This window comes from Thalassotalea euphylliae (assembly GCF_003390395.1).
Taxonomy (GTDB): Bacteria; Pseudomonadota; Gammaproteobacteria; order Enterobacterales; family Alteromonadaceae; genus Thalassotalea_F; species Thalassotalea_F euphylliae_C.
This window is the reverse complement of the sequence record NZ_QUOV01000001.1, coordinates 238,175-260,040: the sequence shown is the minus strand read 5'-3', so window position 1 is coordinate 260,040 and position 21,866 is coordinate 238,175. Positions and strand designations below refer to the sequence as shown.

18 protein-coding genes are annotated in these 21,866 nt (G+C 43.9%); 11 read left to right on the top strand and 7 right to left on the bottom strand.

Annotation, left to right across the window (positions count from 1 at the left end; all coding sequences use genetic code 11):
- The first annotated feature begins 113 nt into the window (after window positions 1-113).
- From hslV to DXX92_RS01150, 3 genes are read left to right on the top strand one after another with little or no spacing between them, the layout of a single operon-like run.
- Window positions 114-647 (top strand): ATP-dependent protease subunit HslV, encoded by a 534-nt coding sequence (gene hslV / locus DXX92_RS01160; protein ID WP_115998751.1) that lies wholly within the window; start codon window positions 114-116, stop codon window positions 645-647.
- 9 nt (window positions 648-656) lie between these two features.
- Window positions 657-1,985: an HslU--HslV peptidase ATPase subunit gene (hslU, locus tag DXX92_RS01155; RefSeq protein ID WP_115998750.1), complete on the top strand. Its 1,329-nt coding sequence runs from the start codon at window positions 657-659 to the stop codon at window positions 1,983-1,985.
- Window positions 1,986-2,028: 43 nt separating this feature from the next.
- Complete coding sequence (locus DXX92_RS01150; RefSeq protein WP_115998749.1) at window positions 2,029-2,445, top strand: gamma-butyrobetaine hydroxylase-like domain-containing protein; 417 nt, start codon at window positions 2,029-2,031, stop codon at window positions 2,443-2,445.
- A gap of 8 nt (window positions 2,446-2,453) precedes the next feature.
- Here DXX92_RS01150 and DXX92_RS01145 read toward each other — a convergent pair whose 3' ends face one another.
- Together DXX92_RS01145 and DXX92_RS01140 are read right to left on the bottom strand one after the other, a co-directional pair.
- Entirely contained in the window at window positions 2,454-4,046 is a 1,593-nt protein-coding gene (locus DXX92_RS01145) for a methyl-accepting chemotaxis protein (protein ID WP_115998748.1), read from the bottom strand.
- Window positions 4,047-4,363: 317 nt separating this feature from the next.
- Window positions 4,364-6,361 (bottom strand): putative bifunctional diguanylate cyclase/phosphodiesterase, encoded by a 1,998-nt coding sequence (locus tag DXX92_RS01140; protein ID WP_115998747.1) that lies wholly within the window; start codon window positions 6,359-6,361, stop codon window positions 4,364-4,366.
- 178 nt (window positions 6,362-6,539) lie between these two features.
- Between DXX92_RS01140 and rraA the strand changes: the two genes are divergently transcribed.
- Window positions 6,540-7,025: a ribonuclease E activity regulator RraA gene (rraA, locus tag DXX92_RS01135; RefSeq protein ID WP_115998746.1), complete on the top strand. Its 486-nt coding sequence runs from the start codon at window positions 6,540-6,542 to the stop codon at window positions 7,023-7,025.
- Between the two features lie 133 nt (window positions 7,026-7,158).
- Here rraA and DXX92_RS01130 read toward each other — a convergent pair whose 3' ends face one another.
- The gene (locus tag DXX92_RS01130) at window positions 7,159-9,387 is read right to left on the bottom strand and encodes an EAL domain-containing protein (protein WP_115998745.1); all 2,229 of its coding nucleotides are present in this window, start codon (window positions 9,385-9,387) and stop codon (window positions 7,159-7,161) included.
- Window positions 9,388-9,768: 381 nt separating this feature from the next.
- Window positions 9,769-10,998, bottom strand: coding sequence for an imidazolonepropionase (hutI, locus tag DXX92_RS01125; protein WP_116002250.1), 1,230 nt, complete (start codon window positions 10,996-10,998; stop codon window positions 9,769-9,771).
- 224 nt (window positions 10,999-11,222) lie between these two features.
- Here hutI and hutC point away from each other — a divergent pair, with 224 nt between their 5' ends.
- The 6 genes from hutC to DXX92_RS01095 all read left to right on the top strand — a co-directional run bounded on the left by hutC (window position 11,223) and on the right by DXX92_RS01095 (window position 18,693).
- A complete protein-coding gene (gene hutC, locus DXX92_RS01120; RefSeq protein ID WP_115998744.1) occupies window positions 11,223-11,930 on the top strand; it encodes a histidine utilization repressor in 708 nt (235 codons plus the stop codon).
- A gap of 46 nt (window positions 11,931-11,976) precedes the next feature.
- On the top strand, window positions 11,977-13,686 hold the full coding sequence (gene hutU, locus DXX92_RS01115; RefSeq protein WP_115998743.1) for a urocanate hydratase: 1,710 nt from the start codon (window positions 11,977-11,979) through the stop codon (window positions 13,684-13,686).
- Window positions 13,687-13,872: 186 nt separating this feature from the next.
- On the top strand, window positions 13,873-15,417 hold the full coding sequence (gene hutH / locus DXX92_RS01110) for a histidine ammonia-lyase (protein ID WP_115998742.1): 1,545 nt from the start codon (window positions 13,873-13,875) through the stop codon (window positions 15,415-15,417).
- Window positions 15,418-15,821: 404 nt separating this feature from the next.
- The gene (locus tag DXX92_RS01105; RefSeq protein ID WP_115998741.1) at window positions 15,822-16,703 is read left to right on the top strand and encodes a flagellar motor protein MotB; all 882 of its coding nucleotides are present in this window, start codon (window positions 15,822-15,824) and stop codon (window positions 16,701-16,703) included.
- 48 nt (window positions 16,704-16,751) lie between these two features.
- Entirely contained in the window at window positions 16,752-17,537 is a 786-nt protein-coding gene (locus tag DXX92_RS01100) for a MotA/TolQ/ExbB proton channel family protein (protein WP_181901666.1), read from the top strand.
- Between the two features lie 418 nt (window positions 17,538-17,955).
- The gene (locus DXX92_RS01095; RefSeq protein ID WP_181901665.1) at window positions 17,956-18,693 is read left to right on the top strand and encodes a helix-turn-helix domain-containing protein; all 738 of its coding nucleotides are present in this window, start codon (window positions 17,956-17,958) and stop codon (window positions 18,691-18,693) included.
- A 103-nt stretch (window positions 18,694-18,796) separates the two neighbouring features.
- On the opposite strand, the gene DXX92_RS01090 is transcribed toward DXX92_RS01095, so the two are convergent.
- The 3 genes from DXX92_RS01090 to DXX92_RS01080 form a co-directional block, all read right to left on the bottom strand.
- Entirely contained in the window at window positions 18,797-19,093 is a 297-nt protein-coding gene (locus DXX92_RS01090) for a hypothetical protein (RefSeq protein ID WP_147301911.1), read from the bottom strand.
- Between the two features lie 130 nt (window positions 19,094-19,223).
- Window positions 19,224-20,117 (bottom strand): NAD(P)-binding domain-containing protein, encoded by an 894-nt coding sequence (locus DXX92_RS01085; RefSeq protein WP_115998738.1) that lies wholly within the window; start codon window positions 20,115-20,117, stop codon window positions 19,224-19,226.
- Between the two features lie 32 nt (window positions 20,118-20,149).
- Window positions 20,150-21,040 (bottom strand): bifunctional GNAT family N-acetyltransferase/hotdog fold thioesterase, encoded by an 891-nt coding sequence (locus DXX92_RS01080; RefSeq protein ID WP_115998737.1) that lies wholly within the window; start codon window positions 21,038-21,040, stop codon window positions 20,150-20,152.
- A 40-nt stretch (window positions 21,041-21,080) separates the two neighbouring features.
- Here DXX92_RS01080 and DXX92_RS01075 point away from each other — a divergent pair, with 40 nt between their 5' ends.
- The gene (locus tag DXX92_RS01075) at window positions 21,081-21,836 is read left to right on the top strand and encodes a hypothetical protein (protein ID WP_115998736.1); all 756 of its coding nucleotides are present in this window, start codon (window positions 21,081-21,083) and stop codon (window positions 21,834-21,836) included.
- The last annotated feature ends 30 nt before the right edge of the window (window positions 21,837-21,866 follow it).

Here is a 21,866-nt window from a genome sequence, read left to right as displayed (position 1 = left end):
TTAAGCTGACTTAATTTTTCAGCGACAACTTGAAAATCCACTAAACACACCCATCTTATCAAACATGTTTATCGCGCTGCTGGTAACCAGCAGCCACAGGTTTGAGGTGTAGTGTGACTACAATTGTATCAGTTAGACGTAACGGTAAAGTTGCGATCGGTGGCGACGGCCAAGTTTCTTTAGGCAATACAGTAATGAAAGGCAACGCAAAAAAAGTGCGTCGCCTTTATCACGATAAAGTACTCGCTGGTTTTGCTGGCGGTACTGCCGATGCATTTACCTTATTCGAACGCTTTGAAAGCAAGCTGGAAATGCACCAAGGTCATTTAACCAAATCAGCGGTTGAACTGGCCAAAGACTGGCGCAGCGATCGCGCCCTACGCAAATTAGAAGCCATGCTAGTCGTTGCTGATGAAACCGCTTCTTTAATCATTACTGGTAACGGTGATGTGGTGCAACCAGAGCACGACTTAATTGCTATTGGCAGCGGTGGCAACTATGCGCAAGCTGCAGCACTGGCACTGTTACAAAATACCGAATTATCTGCCCGCGACATCGTTGATAAGTCGCTCACTATTGCTGGTGATATTTGTGTGTTCACCAACCAGCATCACACTATTGACGAACTTGGCGCAGAAGAGAAGTAAGGAATTATCATGTCGAATATGACCCCACGTGAAATTGTTCATGAACTAGATAGCCATATTGTTGGCCAAGCCGACGCTAAACGCGCTGTTGCCATTGCCCTACGTAACCGCTGGCGTCGTATGCAGCTTAACGAAGAGCTGCGCACAGAAGTAACGCCAAAAAACATTTTGATGATCGGTCCAACGGGTGTCGGTAAAACCGAAATTGCCCGCCGTTTAGCCAAGCTTGCTAACGCACCGTTTATCAAAGTGGAAGCGACTAAGTTCACCGAAGTCGGTTATGTTGGTAAAGAAGTGGAAACCATTATCCGCGACTTAACTGATATGGCAGTTAAGATGACCAAAGAGCAAGAAATGGAGCGCGTTAAGCACCTTGCCGAAGAAGCGGCAGAAGAGCGTGTACTTGATGTGCTTATTCCAAACCCGCGCGATACCTTTGGCAACGAAGAAACCAGCGACAATAGCAGTACCCGTCAAGTGTTCCGCAAGAAGTTGCGTGAAGGCAAGCTAGACGACAAAGAAATCGAGATTGATATCTCAGCACAGCCAATGGGTGTAGAGATCATGGCGCCTCCGGGCATGGAAGACATGACCTCGCAGTTGCAAAGCATGTTCCAAAACATGTCGGGCGATAAAACCAAAAAACGTAAGCTAAAAATTAAAGATGCGTTTAAAGCCTTGCAGGAAGAAGAAGCCGCGAAAATTGTTAACCAAGACGATATCAAAACCAAAGCGCTAGAAGCGGTTGAGCAAAATGGTATTGTATTCGTGGATGAGATTGACAAAATCTGTAAGCGTGGCGACAGCTCAGGCCCAGACGTTTCGCGCGAAGGCGTACAACGTGACTTACTTCCTCTAGTTGAAGGTTCAACGGTGAGCACTAAGCACGGTATGGTCAAAACCGATCACATTCTGTTTATCGCCTCTGGTGCTTTCCAAATGGCAAAACCGTCAGACTTAATTCCAGAGTTACAAGGTCGCTTACCAATTCGTGTTGAATTAAAAGCCCTAACCACGGAAGATTTCGTACGCATTTTAACTGAACCAAATGCGTCATTAACCGAGCAATATATCGCGTTAATGAAAACTGAAGGCGTTGATGTAGAGTTCACTGAAGATGGTATTTCAGCGATTGCTAACGCGGCATGGCAAGTAAATGAAACCACCGAAAACATCGGTGCGCGTCGCTTACATACTATGATGGAGCGCCTAATGGAGGAAATCTCATACAGCGCTAACGATCGTTCTGGCGAGAAAGTTGTGATTGATACTGCTTACGTAGAAAAAACGCTAAACGACGTGGTACAAAATGAAGACTTAAGCCGCTTTATTCTTTAAGCGGTTTAACTATATTTCAGTATTCACTGGCACAACTTTATTTATGTTAAGCATTGTAAAATTTCAGCTACACCATCAGCACAAGCAGCTAACGGTTGCGCTTTCGTCTGAAACAGGCAATCAAGCGCTGACTGAAAGCTGGCAGTTTAGCTATGAATTTTTACGAGTACTTGAAAGTAGCCAAGCCATCAGTGCTTTTGCTGCAAATGCCTCTAGCAACCCGAAAGGCAAAGCACCTGCGCTGGCGACGCATAAAAAAGATGTTGTGTTAACGCGCATTGAAGCAGTCGGTAAACACGGTTACCGACTGCTTTTTGATGATAGCTATCAAGTGATTTATTCTGAAGCTCAGCTTGCTCTATTTCACCAGCAAGCCGATCATTTGTGGCAAGGCTATTTGCAACAACTTAGCAACAGCGGCCATAGCCGCGATGCTATGATCGATATTAAGCAGCTTTAGCTGATCTTCTAAACAGTAAAGCGATTAACTTCTAATTGCAGTTTATGAGCTTGCTCTGATAGCTCATGGCTCATTTGTTCATTTTGCTGTGCCATTTGTCCTGACTGCTCAGCAACATCACGGATTAATACGACATGCTTATTTACTTCTGTCGCCACCGCACTTTGCTCTTTAATCGCCATGGCAATTGCCGCGTTTAATGCTAATAAGTTGGTTTGCTCTGCAATACCACGAATAACATCAAGTACCGAACCTATGGTTTCACTGTCTTTTGCTAGTTCCTGCACTATCTGCTCAGAGTCTGCTAAGTTTTCTGATAATGCGCTAATTTGACCTTTGGTGTGGTCAACACCTTGCTTACCCTGCGACGCGTTTTCATTAGTAAGCTCTGCCTTATGAGCCGCTTCTTGCGTGTTATTGGCTATTTCATCCACGGTTGCGACCATTTCAGTAACGGCTGTTGCCACCATATCCGTTTCTTGAATTTGTGACGCGACACCTTGGTTGGTAACACTAATATTGTTTGCTACCTGCTGTGTCGCATCATTAAGCGTGGTCACCGACTGGTTTACTTCAACAATCAAGTTGCGAAAGTTTTGTACCATGGTTTCAAACACTTTTGCCATCTCAGATAATTCATCGTTACCACTGGCATCAATCTCTATGGTTAAGTCGTTAGATTGTGAAATGGCCAACATCGATGTTTGTAAACGGCGAATAGAAATGAGAACGCTCTTAGCGATATAGCTAGCGAAACCAATCGCCACAACTAATATGATGAAAAACGCGATAAAAGCAAGGCGTTCAACAAAGCTTGTATACTGGGCAACTTCGTCAGAGCTAATCGTGATTAAGCGCGCTAATATTTCGTCAACTCGGTGAATTGTCGCACGCATTTCACCTTGAATACCTTGGTCTGGGGTTAAACCTAATTTACGCTGTTCATTAACCAAGTTTAAAAATGCAGATTGATAAGAGTTTAATAAGGTAACAATATTCGATTTTTTGTCTTCATCAAAACCACTAGCGCGCACCGCCTCGACTAACTTTGCAGTGTTGTTTTGTAAACGCGTTACATACTTCTCATCCAAGCGCAGCATAAAGTCTTTTTCGTTGCGACGTAGCTGCAGCATACCGCTTAACAACTGGTAGTCATCTTTACCAATTAAGGTTTCAACGTCATGCACGGCACTACGCAGTGAGCCATATAAACCATCTTTAGGATGCAAACCAATAACCTGCTGTGTATTAGCTAGCTCTGTAAATGCCTGTTCATAACTTGCTAACACGCTTTGCATCGCTGTTGTTTCAGCACTATCTAAACCTACTTTCTGAAATCCTAACGCCAAGGCGTCGACTTCTGCTTTAAGCTTCTGTGTAGTATCTTGGTACTTGTCCACATACGCCATGTCTTTACGCGCAATAAAATCTTTTTCATGCCTGCGCAGCTGCAGCACATGACTTTCAATTTTGCCTATGTGGCGAGCAACTTGAATGTTGTTTTCTAAGGACGAAATCGTAAAAGTGAGTAGCCATAGCATAAAAAGCATGGCTACAACCGATATCGTTGTATTGAGCATTAATTTTCGTTTAATTAGCATCAATTTTCCCCTGCTAAGACAAATGGTAATAACTTTGTGAACTGAAAAGACACTGATTCACCTAGTTTTCTTTCTTAATAATTGGACAAAATCATTCACTCAGCTAGAAATTGGTATTCAACTGGCTGAATTCTAATAAGAATAGTAGATAAACTTCTGTTAACAGTAATGCTAACTTGTTTTAACTTTAGCTACGCGATTTCAACAAGGTGTCTGCATTTGATTATGCTAGTGAAGTTAGAAATAAGGATATTGATTTACATCAGATAACTCTCGAAAGAACAAGGTCATAAGTGGACTGCAACTAGGCCTGTTTGCTAACGCTTAAAGTATTTAACTAAATCAGCTTCACAAATCGGCTTGCTAATAAAATAGCCTTGCACCGCATCACAATTAAGCGTGCGCAGAATATCGAGCTGAGTTTGCGTTTCTACCCCTTCGGCCAATACGCGTTTACCTAACCCATGAGATAGGCGCACCATAGATTTAACAATAGTTAAGTCTGAATCATTCTCAGCCATTTCATTAACGAAACTGCGATCAATTTTAATTTTATCAATCGGTAAATTACGCAAATACGCCAGTGATGAATAGCCAGTACCAAAATCATCAATCGATACTTTTATCCCCATGGTTTGCAGCTCAACAATAGTATCCATTGCTGACTGTAAGTCCGTCATCACTACATTTTCAGTAATTTCTAATTCAAGATAGTTTGGCGGTAGATCATACCTAAGTAACAAAGTTTGAATTTTAGAAACGAATTTAGGATCTTGGAACTCAACCGCAGTAATGTTCACCGCGACCGTTATCCAGCGATGATAGGCTTGATGCCAACGTGCAATAGCACGACAGGCTTTGTCCAACACATAGTTATCAAAGACACTATTGAGTGCCAATGCGTCGATATCAGGCAAGAAGCGATCAGGCGAAAGCAAGCCATCTGTTGGATGATTCCAGCGAATTAATGCCTCTACCCCTTCAAGTTTATTAGTCAATAAATTGAGCTGAGGTTGGAAATAGAGTTCAAATTCATCACGCTCCATTGCCAGCTTAATGGCTTTTTCCATGGCTAATAGATGACGACCTTGCACCTGCATATCGTCACTGTACTGCTTGCTCGCTTCATTGCGTGATTCCGCATGGAAAAGTGCAAGATTTGACAACTGCAATAAGGTTTCGGCCTTCTCCGCATGCTCTGGATAAAAGCTGTAACCAATGCTGCATTGCAACATAATATCTTGCCCATCATATTGATATGGGCGGGCAATTAATTCATGTAAATGGCTTAGGGCACGAGGAATTTGCTGGCGCTGCTCAAACTCGAATACATAAACAAAAGAATCACCGCTTAAACGGCCAACAATTTGCGGTTGAAACAAGCTATCACGCAAGCGGCGAGCAATTTCACCCAAAATAAAATCGCCCGTTTTTAAGCCATAAGTATCGTTAACAAACTTAAAACGTTTAATATCCAGTAAAAAGATACTCAATTTTTTACCGTTTAAGCCAGCCGTGCGCATTAGTTCTGGCATTTTCTCCATCACTTGCTCACGGTTTAACGAGCCGGTCAGTGAATCGTGTCGTCCAAGATATTGTGCCTTATTCGTAGCTGATTTCGCTGTTGCTCGTTCAGCTCCTTGCATCCAAATTAGCATGCTAAAACCGATCACCGCATGTGAGCCGATATCAAAGAAATTGAAGAAGCGAATAACGTGACTAAACCATACCTCAGCTATCATCACCGTTGATAACATCGAAAATACAAAATAGCGCAGCCCATAAATTACAAACGAAATTTGCATAATGCGGCTTGAAACGTGGGCTGGCGGTGTTCGGTAGCTAAAAAATGCCATGCCAATGTAGGCAATACCAAACAGAAATTGAGGCACTGTTTCCCGCATAAAGAAGCGATCATAAACATGCCCATCGGCAAATGCGTAAATTAACGTTATCAGCCAAGCAAATAAAAAGCTTGCCCCTGTTATTACAACTATATGCTTACGAGCTAGGCTTTTCTGGGTTTGGGCGATATACAAGCCAATCAAAAACAGGCAGACAAAAACAAAATAACTGCTCTGATAGATACCTTCTAACAATACTTGGCTAAGACTGGTTGGTGAAGATAAAACGGTATACGCCTTAACACACATGGCCAGCTGACTTGTGGTTAGCGCTTGTAAACTGAACTGCCAAAGCCTGACATGTTTACTACCGAATCCGCGATAAAATTGCCACAGTAAAAAGGAGAGAACGCCAAAGACAATTGCATTTGTCAGGTATAAAAATGTATTAGCAACTAACTGCTCGTTCATGAGCGCCTTGGCAAGAAAAACTACTTAGTTACTCATTTAATAGTGTTTTTTCTTTGATTTCAAGCAACAATCTTATTATAAACAAGACATTAACAATTGAGACTAGACGCGTTAACTCGCTATACTAAACTAACAATCAATAAGGCTACTCGCCGTTCCACCCAGTTGAGAGACCATTATGGAATATAACACTTCAGAGTTATGTAATATTTACGCCGATCTTATCGATGTGTTAGAACCAATTTTTAGTAACTATGGTGGCCGTAATTCATTTGGTGGCCAAGTAGTTACCCTTAAATGTTTTGAAAATAACGGACTAATTCGCGAAGTGCTAAGCCAAAACGGTGAAGGTAAAGTGCTTGTTATCGATGGTGGTGGCTCAACTCGTCGCGCGCTTATTGATATTGAAATTGCCGAATTGGCCGTGGAAAACAATTGGGAAGGTATTGTCTGTTATGGCAGTGTTCGCGATGTCGATGCCATTGAAGAGTTAGATTTAGGCATTCAAGGTCTTGTGTCTATTCCTGTTGGCGCAACCGATAGCGACGTGGGTGAGAGCGATTTGGCCATTAACTTTGCAGGTGTCACCTTCTTACCTGATGACCACATTTATGCCGACAATACCGGCGTGATTTTATCACCCGATCCGCTAGATATAGAATAGAGGCCAATCGAGCAATTACTAACACAAATGACAACGAGGGCAGGAAAACAGCCCTCAAACACTCGCCTCATCATCCATTCTCGTTCATAACTTAGTTGAGCTCATAACTTACTTGGGCTCATAAGAATAAGTGTTAAATATTCAATGTGCTATTTCGAGTATGGGCTGACGGGTAGCGTTTAAACCAAGTTTCCGTCCAAGTCGCGATATCAGCTAATTGAATCGGTGGGCTCATCGCGTCGCCTTCAACCGCTTGCCCACCCATAGCTCGGTAATGTTCTAACCCTTGTTTGCTGTTTACGTGGCTACCGACAAACGATAGTTTCATAGTTCTTGCCAAGCTCACCAATGAGTTAACAATCGCCTTTTCTGCACTGCCGGCTTCAGCCAAACATAGGGGTTCGCAACTAATGTTTACTTGATCGACAGACAATTTACGAATATAGCGAAGCGATTCATAGCTGCCATCAAAATCGGCAATACAAATTTTCACTTCTAGCGCTTTTAGTTGATCAATCAGGTTCTTGGCTTGCTCGCATGCCGCCTGCATGACTGGCTCACTCATTTGAATAACCAGATATTTAGCCGAAATATTATAGGTCGCAATTTGCTGTTCAATGAATTCCGCTAAATCAGGCTCCAACAGCTTTTCGCTTAATACTGGAATGCCTATCGGTTGATAGATATTTAGCTTTTTCAATTCAAAGAGTGCTTTAAAGGCATGTACTATCATTTTCTTTGACAGCGTGAATATTTCACCACTTTGCTCGGCAACATCAATAAACGCCTCTAGTGGCAGGTTTTCACCATTGTAATACCATGTCGCAACTTGGCTAAAACCGCGAATTTGGTGATTGCCTAAATCAATTTGTGGCAACAACTGACACTGTACTTTGTCCTGCTGAATATCGAGCTTTAGGTGCTCCATTCGCTGCAATTGTTGATCACTGTGCAGTGCAACTTGTGCATCAAATTCTACCCATAGTGCATTGCGACGTTGGGCTTCCATCACAGCATCACCTGCATGCGCGATAACTTCAGCTAATGTTTGGCCATGCTCGTTGGTATAGGCGACACCGCATGCTAGTTCAAAACGCAGGGAAAAGCTTTTAAAGCTCATCGCCGGAGGTACTGCGCCTGCTAACCTTCGACAAAGTTCATCAACAACAATTTCTTTACTATGAGTTATTTTGTTCAAATCAACTGCCAGCATAAAGTGTAAGCTCGGTAACCTGGCAAGCTTGGCATTAATATCTGAAAAGTCGAAGTTCATCAGATAATTGAGATCGGCGACTTCTCGCTTAAGGCAATATGCCAACTGGAGTAATAAGAGGTCTGAATTTTGATGCCCTAACACACGGTTCACGTCGGTGAAGTTTTTCGGCTTAACCACAACCACAGCGAAATCGGTTAGCTGATTTTGAAAGCTTAGCTGCTCGAAACGCAAAATTGCTTGTTGATATGAAGGCAAATTCGTAGCGGGGTCATGAGTGAAGCTAAAAATCTGTTCATCAGTGAGCTGTTTAGCATTCACTTCTTTTTGCTCACTAATGAGCTGGTAAATGCGCTGGACTAACTCCCAATTCGAATTGATTAGCGCCCCACAAAAACTTAACACAAAGCTGATCACTAGCCATTCAAGCTCAACCTGAGCATGTAAATAAAAGAAGATAACACCGCAAAACATGCCGACCAGCAGCCATTGTCCGACCAATCGAATAACATGTTCAGGTGCTATTTTTGCCATCATGGCGATTTGCACCGCGCCGGTAAACAGCACTAGTGCGACAAACGCTAGCCAACCAATGTAAGCATCAATACTCGGGATTAGCCAAATGGTGCCAATATAAATAACACTGGCGGCAATCAGTACCTTCTCACCCAGCTTCACGTGGGCAAAATATTCGCTTTCATGATCCACAAACAGCATGTTTGTACTCGCAAATGACCACAAATACACCAAGGCAATACAGGTGATAGCAAAGCTCAGCACCGCTGGTGCTTGATTGTCTGTTAAATAATTTAATGAATAGAGAAAGCCAAGTGCGCTAAGCATTAACGCACTAAAGTACCACCATGGGTTAGGCACTAACCGACGCACCAGCAACACGACCAATAACATTGGCAGGCTAAGGCCCAGTACAAAGGCAATATTAAAATCAATAAACGTAAATGAATGGGATATAACGCTTGCGCCATCAACTTCGCTGGCTAAAAGAGGAGTACTAGCCGACGCAGAAAAGCTTAATAAACCCATAACGAAAAGCATTGACCACAGTTGACAACAAAGTGAAACCAAAGAAGCAGGGGTAAGTTTTGCAACTAACCTTTGATAAACTGAACGACCACTTAACAAATCCATCTTCCATCAAACACTTAACTTAGCCTTGTCGATAAGTCTAGACTAATCAAATGCATTAAATTTGTACAGTGGTCATTCGGCGATGCTATCTAATACCAATCCGTATAATAATATGCTCAACTCAGAGCTATTTAAGCGGTTCAAGTACAAGAAAGATTTTTGCCGATATAGTTGCTCTACATCTAGAAAATTTTGCGCCGTAATTGGGCCGCTGAAAAGCTCCTGAAAGGCTTGGCTAAAACGCTTTACTGCTGTGTTGCATGTTTTTACTCTCTATTAAAAAAAATAGAATAACTATGACGAGTAAATACGCGCCTTGCATTAAAACGTTTTATCTCAAGCTGAGTGAACATTTATTTATGCGGATTGGTATAAATGTAATTATTTTACTTTTTCACCATTAATAAATAACGCTGACAATGGGTTAACACCAAACTGATAGCAAAGTTCCGCTGGTTGGTTAATGTTCCACAGGGCGATATCGGCATCAAACCCTACTTTGAGCTGACCTTTGGAGTCAGCTAAGCCTAACGCCTTGGCACCATGGCAAGTCACTCCAGCTAACGCTTCTGCGGGCGTTAAACGGAACAAAGTACACGCCATATTTAGCATTAAGGTTAGGGAAGAAAACGGTGATGTTCCTGGATTTACGTCAGTGGCGACAGCCATTGCAACCCCATGCTTTCTCAGCAATTCTATAGGCGGTAATTGCGTTTCACGAAGAAAATAAAAGGCACCAGGTAATAGCACGGCCGTCATGCCAGCGTGTGCCATCGCTTCAACGCCCGCTTCGTCCAGAAACTCAACATGATCAGACGACAGCGCGCCATAACTTGCCGCTAATTCACTTGCCCCTAAATTAGATAATTGCTCTGCATGTACTTTAATCGCTAAGTTATGCTGTTTGGCTGCATCAAAGACTTGTTTTGTTTGCGCTAACGTAAAACCCACACTTTCACAAAATACGTCAACGGCGTCAGCTAAACCCTGCTGTGCAACTGCAGGCAACATTTCATCGCAAACCAGCTCAATATATTCATCTGCCCTGCCTTGAAATTCGACAGGCAAGGCATGCGCACCAAGGAAGGTTCGTTGAACATTAACCGGAAACTGCTCAGCTAACTCGCCCGCAGCGCGCAGCATTTTTATCTCGGTTTCAGTGTCTAAGCCATAGCCAGACTTAATCTCAACGGTTGACACACCTTGTTCGAAAAGTGCTGCCAACCTTGGTTTAGCTAACTCGACTAATTCCGCTTGCGAAGCGCTGCGCGTGGCGGCAACCGTTGACACAATACCGCCGCCAGCATTAGCAATTTCTTCGTAGCTTTTACCTTGTAAACGCATTTCAAATTCGTTTGCGCGGCTACCACCAAACACCAAATGCGTATGACAGTCTATCAGCCCAGGTGTCAACCATTGGCCCTGACCATCAATGACAGTTAGCTGCTTAGCATCATAGCTTGGTAGATCAGCCATTGCGCCCAACCAAGCTATTTTGCCATTCGAAATTGCTAATGCGCCGCCTTTAATCTCACCATAGCCGTTACCGCCCTCAGTCATGGTGGCGATGTTGACGTTTATAATAAGTTGCTGCCAGTGACTTGCTGTCATTATCTTCATCTTCTCTTCATCAAAAGTTGCGGCTGTTTGCTCAAAAGCCCATATGCCAAGCATATCTGTAACAGCGCTATCATTTATTCGAACTATAGTTGAACAATAAAATCGACACAACACTTGTATATACAAGTGTTGTTATTTTTTTAAAAACATGAGATTGTATATACAAGTTAAATTTATCGACTACAGTACGCACCGTTATGGCGACCAGCAAAGGGATGACAACCACTAAGTTTGGCATCATCAAACAGTTTATTTTAAATAAGATCGAGTCTGGTCAATGGCCGCAGCATGCCAAAGTACCGTCAGAAAATGAGCTTGCTGAACAGTTTACTGTTAGCCGGATGACAGCTCGTCGCGCTTTACAAGAGTTGACCGAGCAAGGGGTATTAGTGCGCTCGCAAGGAGCTGGCACCTTTGTCGCCACCTTTAAATCACAATCGTCGCTATTAGAAATCAAGAATATCGCGGAAGAAGTGCAATCACGCGGACACGAATACCAAGCCAAACAACTGGTGCTGGAATCGATTAGTGTTGATGAAGAAATCGCGATTCTGCTGGCCTGCCAGCCGGGCGATAAAGTGTTTTATTCTGAAGTGCTGCACCTAGAAAACAACCGGCCTATTCAATTAGAGCAGCGCTATGTCAGCAGCGCCTTAGTGCCAAATTATTTGGCACAAGACTTTAACCAAATCACACCACACGAATTTTTATCATCGGTTGCGCCACTAACCGAAGCAACCCATGAAATTGAAGCTGTGTTGGCAAGCGAATCGGTTTGCCAGCAATTAAATATTGATCACCACCAACCTTGCCTCAGGGTTAGGCGCCGTACTTGGGCGCGCCAAGGGGTAGTGAGTGTCGCTATTTTAACGTCGCCGGGCGATAAATATCGCCTCGGCGGCCATATTGTTATTAACGATTAGCCAAGCGCTAATGTTAATAGCCATTACACTTTTATAGGAGCAGACCATGTCAAATGATCCTCGCCTTGACCCTAGATTAGACAAAAGCCGCAAGATTAAAGCGGCAACTGGCAGCGAAATTACCGCAAAAAGCTGGTTAACCGAAGCAGCTAAGCGCATGCTAATGAACAACTTGGATGATGAAGTAGCTGAGCACCCTCAATCACTAGTAGTTTACGGTGGTATTGGCCGTGCCGCTCGCAACTGGGAATGCTACGACAAGATTGTCGAAACCTTGGATCGATTAGAAGACGATGAAACCTTACTGGTGCAATCGGGCAAGCCAGTCGGTGTTTTTCGCACTCACAGCGATGCACCACGAGTATTAATTGCCAACTCTAACCTAGTACCAAACTGGGGCAATTGGGAGCACTTCAACGAGCTCGATAAGCAGGGCTTAATGATGTACGGCCAAATGACCGCAGGCTCTTGGGTTTACATTGGTTCGCAAGGTATTGTTCAAGGTACTTACGAAACCTTTGTTGCTATGGCAAAACAGCACTTTGGTGGCAACGCCAAGGGTAAGTGGGTACTTACTGGCGGATTGGGCGGCATGGGTGGTGCTCAGCCACTAGCAGCAACTATGGCCGGTTACAGCGCATTAGTCGTTGAATGTGACGAATCACGCATTGATTTTCGCTTAAAAACCCGCTACGTCGATAAAAAAGCAACAAGCTTAGACGAAGCGTTAGACATCATTAATACCGCATGTGCCAAAGGTGAAGCTATCTCTGTTGGCTTACTGGGTAACGCGGCTGATGTTTTCCCTGAGCTAGTAAAGCGCGGTATCACACCAGATGTAGTGACTGACCAAACCTCGGCGCACGACCCACTGAACGGTTACCTACCGCAAGGTTGGAGTATGGAGCATGCGGCTGCAATGCGTCTGCAAGACGAAGCAGCTGTAGTCAAAGCAGCGAAGCAATCAATGGCAGTACAAGTACAAGCGATGCTGGACTTACAAGCCGCCGGTGCTGCAACAACTGACTACGGTAACAACATTCGCCAAATGGCACTGGAAGAAGGCATTACCAATGCCTTTGATTTCCCGGGCTTTGTACCTGCCTATGTACGCCCATTATTCTGCGAAGGTATTGGCCCATTCCGCTGGGTTGCATTGTCAGGTGATCCAGAAGATATCTACAAAACCGACCAGAAAGTTAAAGAGCTGATCCCTGATAACCCGCACTTACACAACTGGTTAGATATGGCGAAAGAGCGTATTGCGTTCCAAGGTTTACCAGCACGTATTTGTTGGGTGGGCTTAAAAGATCGCGCTCGCTTAGCACTAGCATTCAATGAAATGGTAAAAAATGGCGAACTAAAAGCACCAGTCGTGATTGGTCGAGATCACTTAGACTCTGGCTCAGTTGCCTCACCAAACCGCGAAACCGAAAGTATGTTAGATGGCTCAGACGCAGTTTCTGACTGGCCATTATTGAATGCTCTGCTATCAACCTCTGGCGGCGCCACTTGGGTTAGCTTACATCACGGTGGTGGTGTTGGCATGGGCTTTAGCCAACATGCTGGTGTGGTGATTGTGGCTGATGGCACTGACGAAGCAGCCACCCGTTTAGGTCGCGTTTTATGGAACGATCCGGGTACAGGCGTAATGCGTCATGCCGATGCTGGTTACGATATCGCCATCAAATGCGCGCAAGAGCAAGGTTTAGACTTGCCAATGATTGACGGCGCTAACGGCAAGCCACGCGCTTAATAATTGGTAAGAAACAACCAGCACAAAATAACTAGCAAAAAACAATCAGCACTTTTAAAAGCTGCTATATAAGCTTGATATTGAGGCTGATGTTAAAAGTTATCTAGCTTGAGCAGCTCTGGCGGTCATCAATAAGATGCCGCCAGACTTGTTCATTTTTATCGCTACAGAATTAGAGGTAAGACAATGTCTGTCATTACTGAACTCAACATTATTCCCGGCCAACTGAGCTTGGCGCAATTACGTGCGGTTGCCAAATATGATGGCATCCACTACACGCTTGATGAATCTGCCTTTAACGCCATTAATCAAAGTGCCCAAGCCGTACAAGAGGTAATTGAAAAAGACCAAGTAGTTTACGGCATCAACACTGGTTTTGGCTTACTGGCCAGCACCCGCATTAAAAAAGAAGAATTAGAACTGCTGCAAAAGTCTATCGTGCTATCGCATTCATCAGGTTTTGGTGAATATATGGAAGATGCCACAGTGCGTTTAATGATGGTGCTGAAAATTAACTCACTAGCACGCGGCTTTTCAGGCATCCGCTTGCCTGTTATTCAGGCATTAATCACCTTGCTTAATGCAGAAGTTTACCCATGTGTACCGAAAAAAGGCTCAGTTGGCGCTTCTGGCGATTTAGCACCACTTTCACATATGGTATTGCCTTTATTGGGCGAAGGTGAAATGTCTTACCAAGACCAAGTGATTCCAGCTGCCGAAGGCTTAAAAATCGCTGGTCTTGAGCCAGTTACCCTAGCTGCTAAAGAAGGCTTAGCACTATTAAACGGTACGCAAGCGTCAACGGCATTTGCACTAGAAGGTTTATTTTACGCCGAAGATCTATTTGCTGCCGGTGTTGCCATTGGCGCGATGTCAGTTGAAGCAGCAATGGGCTCTCGCGCGCCGTTTGATGATCGCGTTCATCAAGTACGTGGCCAAAAAGGCCAAATTGATGCGGCTCGTGCCTACCGCGAAATCTTAGGGGAAAGCTCAGAGATCGGCCAATCGCATATGGACTGTGAAAAAGTGCAAGATCCCTACTCACTGCGCTGCCAGCCACAAGTGATGGGTGCGTGTTTAACGCAAATTCGCCAAGCGGCGGAAGTGTTACATGTGGAAGCTAATGGCGTAACTGACAACCCGCTGGTATTTGCCAACGAAGGTGACTTTATCTCAGCAGGTAACTTCCATGCTGAACCCGTTGCTATGGCTGCGGATAATTTAGCACTGGCAATTGCGGAAATCGGCTCATTGTCGGAGCGCCGTATGGCTTTGCTAATTGATGCTCATCTCAGTAAATTACCGGCATTCTTAGTGGAAAATGGCGGTGTAAACTCAGGCTTTATGATCGCGCAAGTAACCTCAGCGGCATTGGCATCAGAAAACAAAACCCTTGCTCACCCTGCCTCGGTCGATAGCTTACCAACCTCTGCTAACCAAGAAGATCATGTTTCCATGGCAGCGTTTGCGGGTCGTCGTTTGGCGGACATGGCAGAAAATACCAACGGCGTATTAGCGGTTGAATTGCTAGCTGCTGCACAAGGTTTAGACTTTAGAACCCCACTGAAAGGCTCTGAAAAAGTCGAAGCGGCAAAAGCCATTATTCGCGAATATGTCCCTTACTATGATAAAGACAGATACTTCGCACCAGATATCGCAGAAGCTTCTGGTTGTATTGCTGAAGGTGATTTTAACCACCTGATCCCTGCTGATATTTTGCCAAGCTTCTAGCAATTCCGATGCTTTGCTAAGCCAAACTTAGTCGTTAGCAATAAAGCCGCTGGTAATTCATTACCAGCGGCTTTTTTGTACTTTCGCTTTTTACTCTTTTACCTAGTACCACCGCACTTACAAAAACATAATAAAGCTCATAAGATAAGCTAGCTCGCTTTTCCTCCTAAACCTTAAGCTAAGCCATTGAAGCTAAATCATTAAACCAATGACTAAATCAATACGCTTGTCATACCGCTGTCGGCATTTTGTCGTACAATATTGGTTTACTTTTTTAGCCTGAACAAAAAAATTGATTAAAATCAGATTAATGCGCTAACTGGTTGCCAGCTAAGCCACTTTCCCCTTATATTAATCGCCTCCACCTTGAGTAGGCTTTACAAGGAAAACGGACGCAGTAGTTCATGGAAATTCCCGAGTTATTACATCAACAAGATGATCAGCCCTCTGGCTCACCGGCATGGATGGCGACTTTTGCCGATCTAATGTCATTACTGATGTGCTTTTTTGTTTTGCTCTTGTCCTATTCTGAAATGGACGTGCTTAAGTTCAAGCAAATTGCTGGTTCAATGAAAATGGCGTTTGGTGTGCAAAATCAAATTGAGCTGCAGGATATTCCCAAAGGTACCAGTATTATTGCGCAGGAATTTTCACCCGGCGAGCCAACTCCGTCGCCCATTAATACCATTACCCAACATACCATCGCTGCCACAGAGCAATCGCTAAAAGTAACACCGGGCGATCAAGACGCCTCTGGGCTCAAACGAAAAGCTCAAGAAGAAGCGGCAAAGCGCGAGCAAGAGGCGCAGCTTAAACGTATTAATCAACAGCTCGCCCAATATATTGAAGACGGCGCGCTGGAAACCGAAGCTCTGGGCCAGCAAATTATTATTCGGATTAAAGAAAATGGCGCGTTTGCCTCTGGCTCTCCTTATCTGCAAGCTAAGTTTAAGCCAGTGGTGATGAAAATAGCCGAGACCATTGAAGCGATTCCGGGTCATATCAGTATTTCGGGCCATACCGACAATTTAGGTGTTGCAAGCGATATGTATGCCAGCAATTTTGATTTATCCGCTCAGCGGGCATTAGCAGTGGCTCACCAAATGGCAAAATCAGACACCTTCGACTCTTCGCGAACATCAGTCACTGGTCACGGCAGTAATCGGCCACTGGTACCGAACTCAACGAAAGTAAATCGACGCAAGAACCGTCGTGTAGAAATCGCCATTTTACAAGGTGAAGCACTGACCACCGAGCGAATTAACTTACTCTCGGAAGCTCACTAGTGTTCGCCGTTTAACGTTTATTCTCAGATTAACAGACAAGGAAATATTATGGATTTAGGTGCAGTTGGCGGCGTGTTGCTAATTATCGTCGCCATCTTTTCGGGATTGTTTTTAGCCAATGCGCCGATGGACACCTATGTGAATGCGCCATCAATATTTATCGTTTTTGTCGGTACCTTTGGCGCGGTATTGCTCAGCCATCGACCCAAAACCTTTTTTAGCTCACTACAGAATATTCGCCATGCGTTTTCACTGACTACCACCAATGTCATTGAAACCATTGAAAGCTGTATTGAACTGGCCGATAAAACCCGTAAAGGGGGCTTTTTAGCGTTAGAAGAAAGCGATGTTGACGATCCTTTCCTAGCTAAAGCGAAAACCATGTTAGTCGACGGTCACTCAGAAGAAGCGGTAAATCTTGCACTGACCAAAGAAATATATCTGACCAAAGAGCGCAACCAGCAATCTATTAAAGTACTGCGATCGTTTTCAGATATTGCGCCAGCGATGGGCATGATAGGTACGCTAATTGGCCTAGTGGATATGCTGATTGCCATGGAAGACCCTAAGTCAATTGGCCCAGCTATGGCGGTTGCCTTATTAACCACACTTTACGGTGCCTTAATTGCCAATGGTATTACCACGCCACTTGCCAATAAGTTATCTGAGCGTAGTGATGAAATTTTGATGCATCAGTCATTGATCAAAGACGCGATATTAAAAATGATGACGGGTGACAACCCACGGGTGATGTTTGATTACTTGCAAACTTATATTGATGAGAAGCTACGCCGCCCACAAGAAGCGGTTGCAGATATTGTAAAAGAGGCATAAAGCTAGGCGATGTGTACAGTTTTAATGCCGCGGTGTTAGATTTTCATCAAAACTTGCAAGTCATTGTAAATTAAGCATTGTCATATCATTGTCGCTATAATGACGTAACGAATTTCTTTCTTTTCCTCAAGCTGAACAGCAAGGTAGCAACCGGAAATTGATGTTGCTACTTTGGAGTGTAAGTTATGCAAATTTCACCGGAAAAAAATAGGGCGTGTTGAATTTTCGAGATTGAATTTTGTTCAATCTAAACACTTTCTGATCGCGGCGCTCGATTTGTCGCATAGTCGTTCTATGTAAAAATCGAGCAACAATGAGCAGGAAGTGTTTAGATGAACCCATAGGGCAGCGTCTGATTGAACTTGCTACTGCGTTGCCACTTATTGATGGAGAATAACTGCACGGCACAAGTGTCGCCTTGTATAAAGCTCAAACAGGCTGCTGCAAAAACAACCCTGAAAACTCAATACGCCCTAGATATTTCCGCAAAGAAAATGGCTGGTCACAAGATGTACTGGCAAAAGCGTCTGGCTTAAGTTTACGAACCATTCAACGGCTGGAAAAAGACGGTAACGCTTCAAGCGAAACCTTATTGTCGGTGGCCGCCGCCCTTAACAAACCACAAAACGAGCTACTTCATATTTCCGAACAAATTGAAACCTTATGGAAATGGAGAAGTATTATGCAGAATGTTATTGCACTTATCGTGATTATTGGCGCTATCGGAATGTTGTTTGTGCTTGGCGGCGAACTGGGGATGTTTGCCGACCACTACAGCGCCTTGTTTTTAACCTTGTTTACCTATGCTTGTACTGTCGTTGCGTTTGGGCCACATGGTTTTATTAAATCGATTACGGGTTTGAAGTATTTGTTTTCCGAAAATGTTCCCGCCAGCAGTTATACCATTCACCTTGCTTATATCTATAAAAAGCAACTGGTGTTTAACTATGCCGGCTCATTTATCGCCTTTATTACAGGGGCTATTGCAATTCTCTCCAACCAAGTAAGTATCGAGTCGTTGGCAGCATTTAATACCGCTTGGGCAGTATGTATTCTCATTGTACTTTATGCCGCTATTGTCGCTGAAGGTGTATTTAGACCACTAATTGCTAAGCTCGATGCAACTCAGTTGATAGCTGAAATAAAGCCAAACTAATTGACCTCAGGTTAAGTAACACTAGGTTTGGATAAGACAAAAAGTACAATAACAGGTAAAGGTTAGCTGCGTGCCTGAGTCCTAAGACTTGGTGTTCACACAGCTAATCTATTAACAAAAAACCAATCGAAAGAATCATTGAGATAGAGCACAAGATCAGCACAGGCTCACGAATTGCCATTTGCCCCTTGCGATAACAGGCAAGACATTGCTCTACTAGCGCATAAATCAGTAAGCTTAACGCGGCAGTAATAACATGAGTAGCAATTGTCCGAAGCTCGACTGCTTGCTGCCAAAAAAACGTAATACCATGTTCATTCACGTAGAACAGATTAAGTACGGATATATGAGCAAATATCACAAGAAAAAAGCAAGTGTAGCGAATTCGTTTAGTTTTCATCTGACGTTTAATTAGCGTTTTAGGTAAACCGTAGAGCTAGGCCATTCGGTTAGCATCGGTTTGCTTAAGTGAGCAATAGCTTAATAAAAGCAATTTGGTAATAAGCAGTGATTATATCAATTGCCTAGCATCACTGTGAATCAGAATCTAACCAAGCCAGTAAATCTGGCCACAGAAGTTGTTGACCTAGCTGCTGGTACTTTTCCCCTGAGACGATTCGTAACAATTGCTCTTGCTCGTCACTGAAACTAGGGGGTATTAACTTCTGCTGCTGACAGGCTGCTTGATAGAATATTTCACGACTTGGGTGATTTGAGCTGACCACGTTATAAATGCCATTAATTTGCTGATGGCTAATCATCGTAATTATCGCGTTTACCACATCAGCTTGATGCACTAAATTGACTGGCGTGCGCGGGTTAGCTACCGCTTGTTTACCTGCCATAAAACGGGCAGGATGCCTTTTCGGGCCAACTAAACCGGCTAGTCGTAGTACACACGCTTTGCTGATACCCGTCAACACCGCTTGCTCAGCTTGGTGCAACAATGCAACCTTTGGCGAACCAAGCATTAAGGTGCTTTGCTCATCAACCTGCCCCGCTAACCCTTGATAAATACCCGTACTACTGAGTAGTATCACTTGTTCAATGTGATACTGCTTTGCCAAGCTCACAAGTTGCGTGACGTGATCTGGGTAGGCCATCGAACCTTGTTTGAACTGAGGTGTGATACAAATGACCATAGTGCCAATGTCTGCCAACCATTCAAGATCGCTGAGAGACTGATTGCTGGGTTCAGAGCTAGATTTAGCGTTCGTTTCAGTATTCGTCTCGGTGCTGGAATCAAAGCACGCAAGCGTTAATTTTAGCAGCCTTGCTTGACAGCCAAGTGCTGTAAGCTCGTCAATTTTGTCAGGATTAGTCGTAGTCGCTGTTACGCCAATATTCTTGGTGAGAAGTTTACGTGCCAACGCTTGTCCAACCCAGCCACAACCAATAATAGCAACCTGCTGCTTACTCATCATATTTCAACTCTCTAATTGCATCTAAGTGCAATTTAACTGCAATGGATAACAAACTTGCCAGTGAAAATCGCGGCGACTTTATCACCACTTAAAATATGTACCTCAACTTGCATCTTGGCTTTTTGTGCTGCCGCTAACGAAGTCAAATCACCACTAGCAAGTGAAGTGTGGGTATAACCAACACCAGCACCGGCGATAGGCGCTAAGTAACGAATATTGGCATCCGCTAATACAATATCGCCACTTAGCGCGCTCTCAGCCAGTTTCATATAAACCCAGCCCCACCCAGTTAAGGTGGCCAAGGTATAAATACTTCCCGCAAACATCGTATCGTGAAGGTTTTTATTGAAGGCGACATCGCAATGGGTAAATAGTTGCTCATTGTTGTAGAAGCTCACTTGCAAGTTCATTGCTTTACTCATTGGAATAGTTTGATGCCAAATGTCGTTGAGTTGCACGCTAACATCAGTTGCATGACCGGCTGCTGGAGCCAAGGATTTTGTCATCAAATAATGCTGAATTTCGCCGTACAGCAAATGCGTTTTTTCAACGAGTTCATAGCCCAATTTACGATAAAAAGGGACGGCGTTTTCTCGTGCATTTAAGCTAATATGGGTAACGCCATGCTTACTTGCTTCCACCTCAAGCGAGTCAATAATTTTGCGCCCCAAGCCAGTGCCTTGCTGATCGCTCGCAACCGCCATGTATCGAATTTGCGCTGTGGTTTGCGAGGTTTTATGCAGCCTACCAACCGCAATTATCTCGCCATCGGTGTTTTCAACAAAGCGATGAATACTCTGGGCTTCAAGCGCATCTTGCTCGCTACCTTGAAGTTGCTGCCATGGGGCTCGAAGTTGTTGCCATCTAAATTGATAATAACGTTTAAACGCCGCTTTATTTTCAGGTGCTTTCACTAAATACATTGGTTATGCTTAATTTATTCCAATTTACGTGCGCAGGACTATGCCGCTTAGCCGTCACTTGCAACAAGGACAATTACTGTATTTTAAGCAGGCACCAGATGCAATCTCAGTCAGTGAAAATCGCCATTTTCGCTGGTTGTCATTCAATGACGTACTGCAAAGCGCGATGCGAAAACAAAGACCCCATTGGCTAACACTCCCTCACCAATGGGCGCTAATGTTGCCGTGGCAACATTATTCACCAAAACGTATTGTTGAGCTCGGTTTAGGTGGTGGAAATCACTTGAGGTTTTGTCGCTGGCTTTCACCTCAATTAGATTACCAAGTCGTAGAAAGTAATCGGACTGTGATTGAATTAAGCCAGAGCTTCTTTGCGCTATACCAGAGCGCAGCTAATCAAGAAATAGTTTGCCAAACTGCTGAGCAATGGCTGAGCAATCAATCGCTAGTCGATATCGACTGGCTAATTTTCGATATCTATCAAGCGCCTAAAGTAGGGATCAATGCAACGCAAAACACGTTACAGGCATTGATTGAAGATTTACCAGAACATACCCTGCTGTCGATAAACTTTACCGAGCCAACACCCCAGTCGCTACGTTATTGGCAACAGCTATTCAACAAAAAAAAGCGGCATCGAATTGCTGCGTACGAGGTGCCGCATTATCAGAATGTGGTGGTGCATTTACTACCCAAACAAGCACCTAGCATGTTAGGTAAAGAATGCTACCTTACGCCCAGTTACCAAAGACGTTGGCAGCAATTTCACCAGCAGTTTTATTTTGATTTAACCTAAAGTAGCTGTTCTTTTGGGGGGATGTTTAGC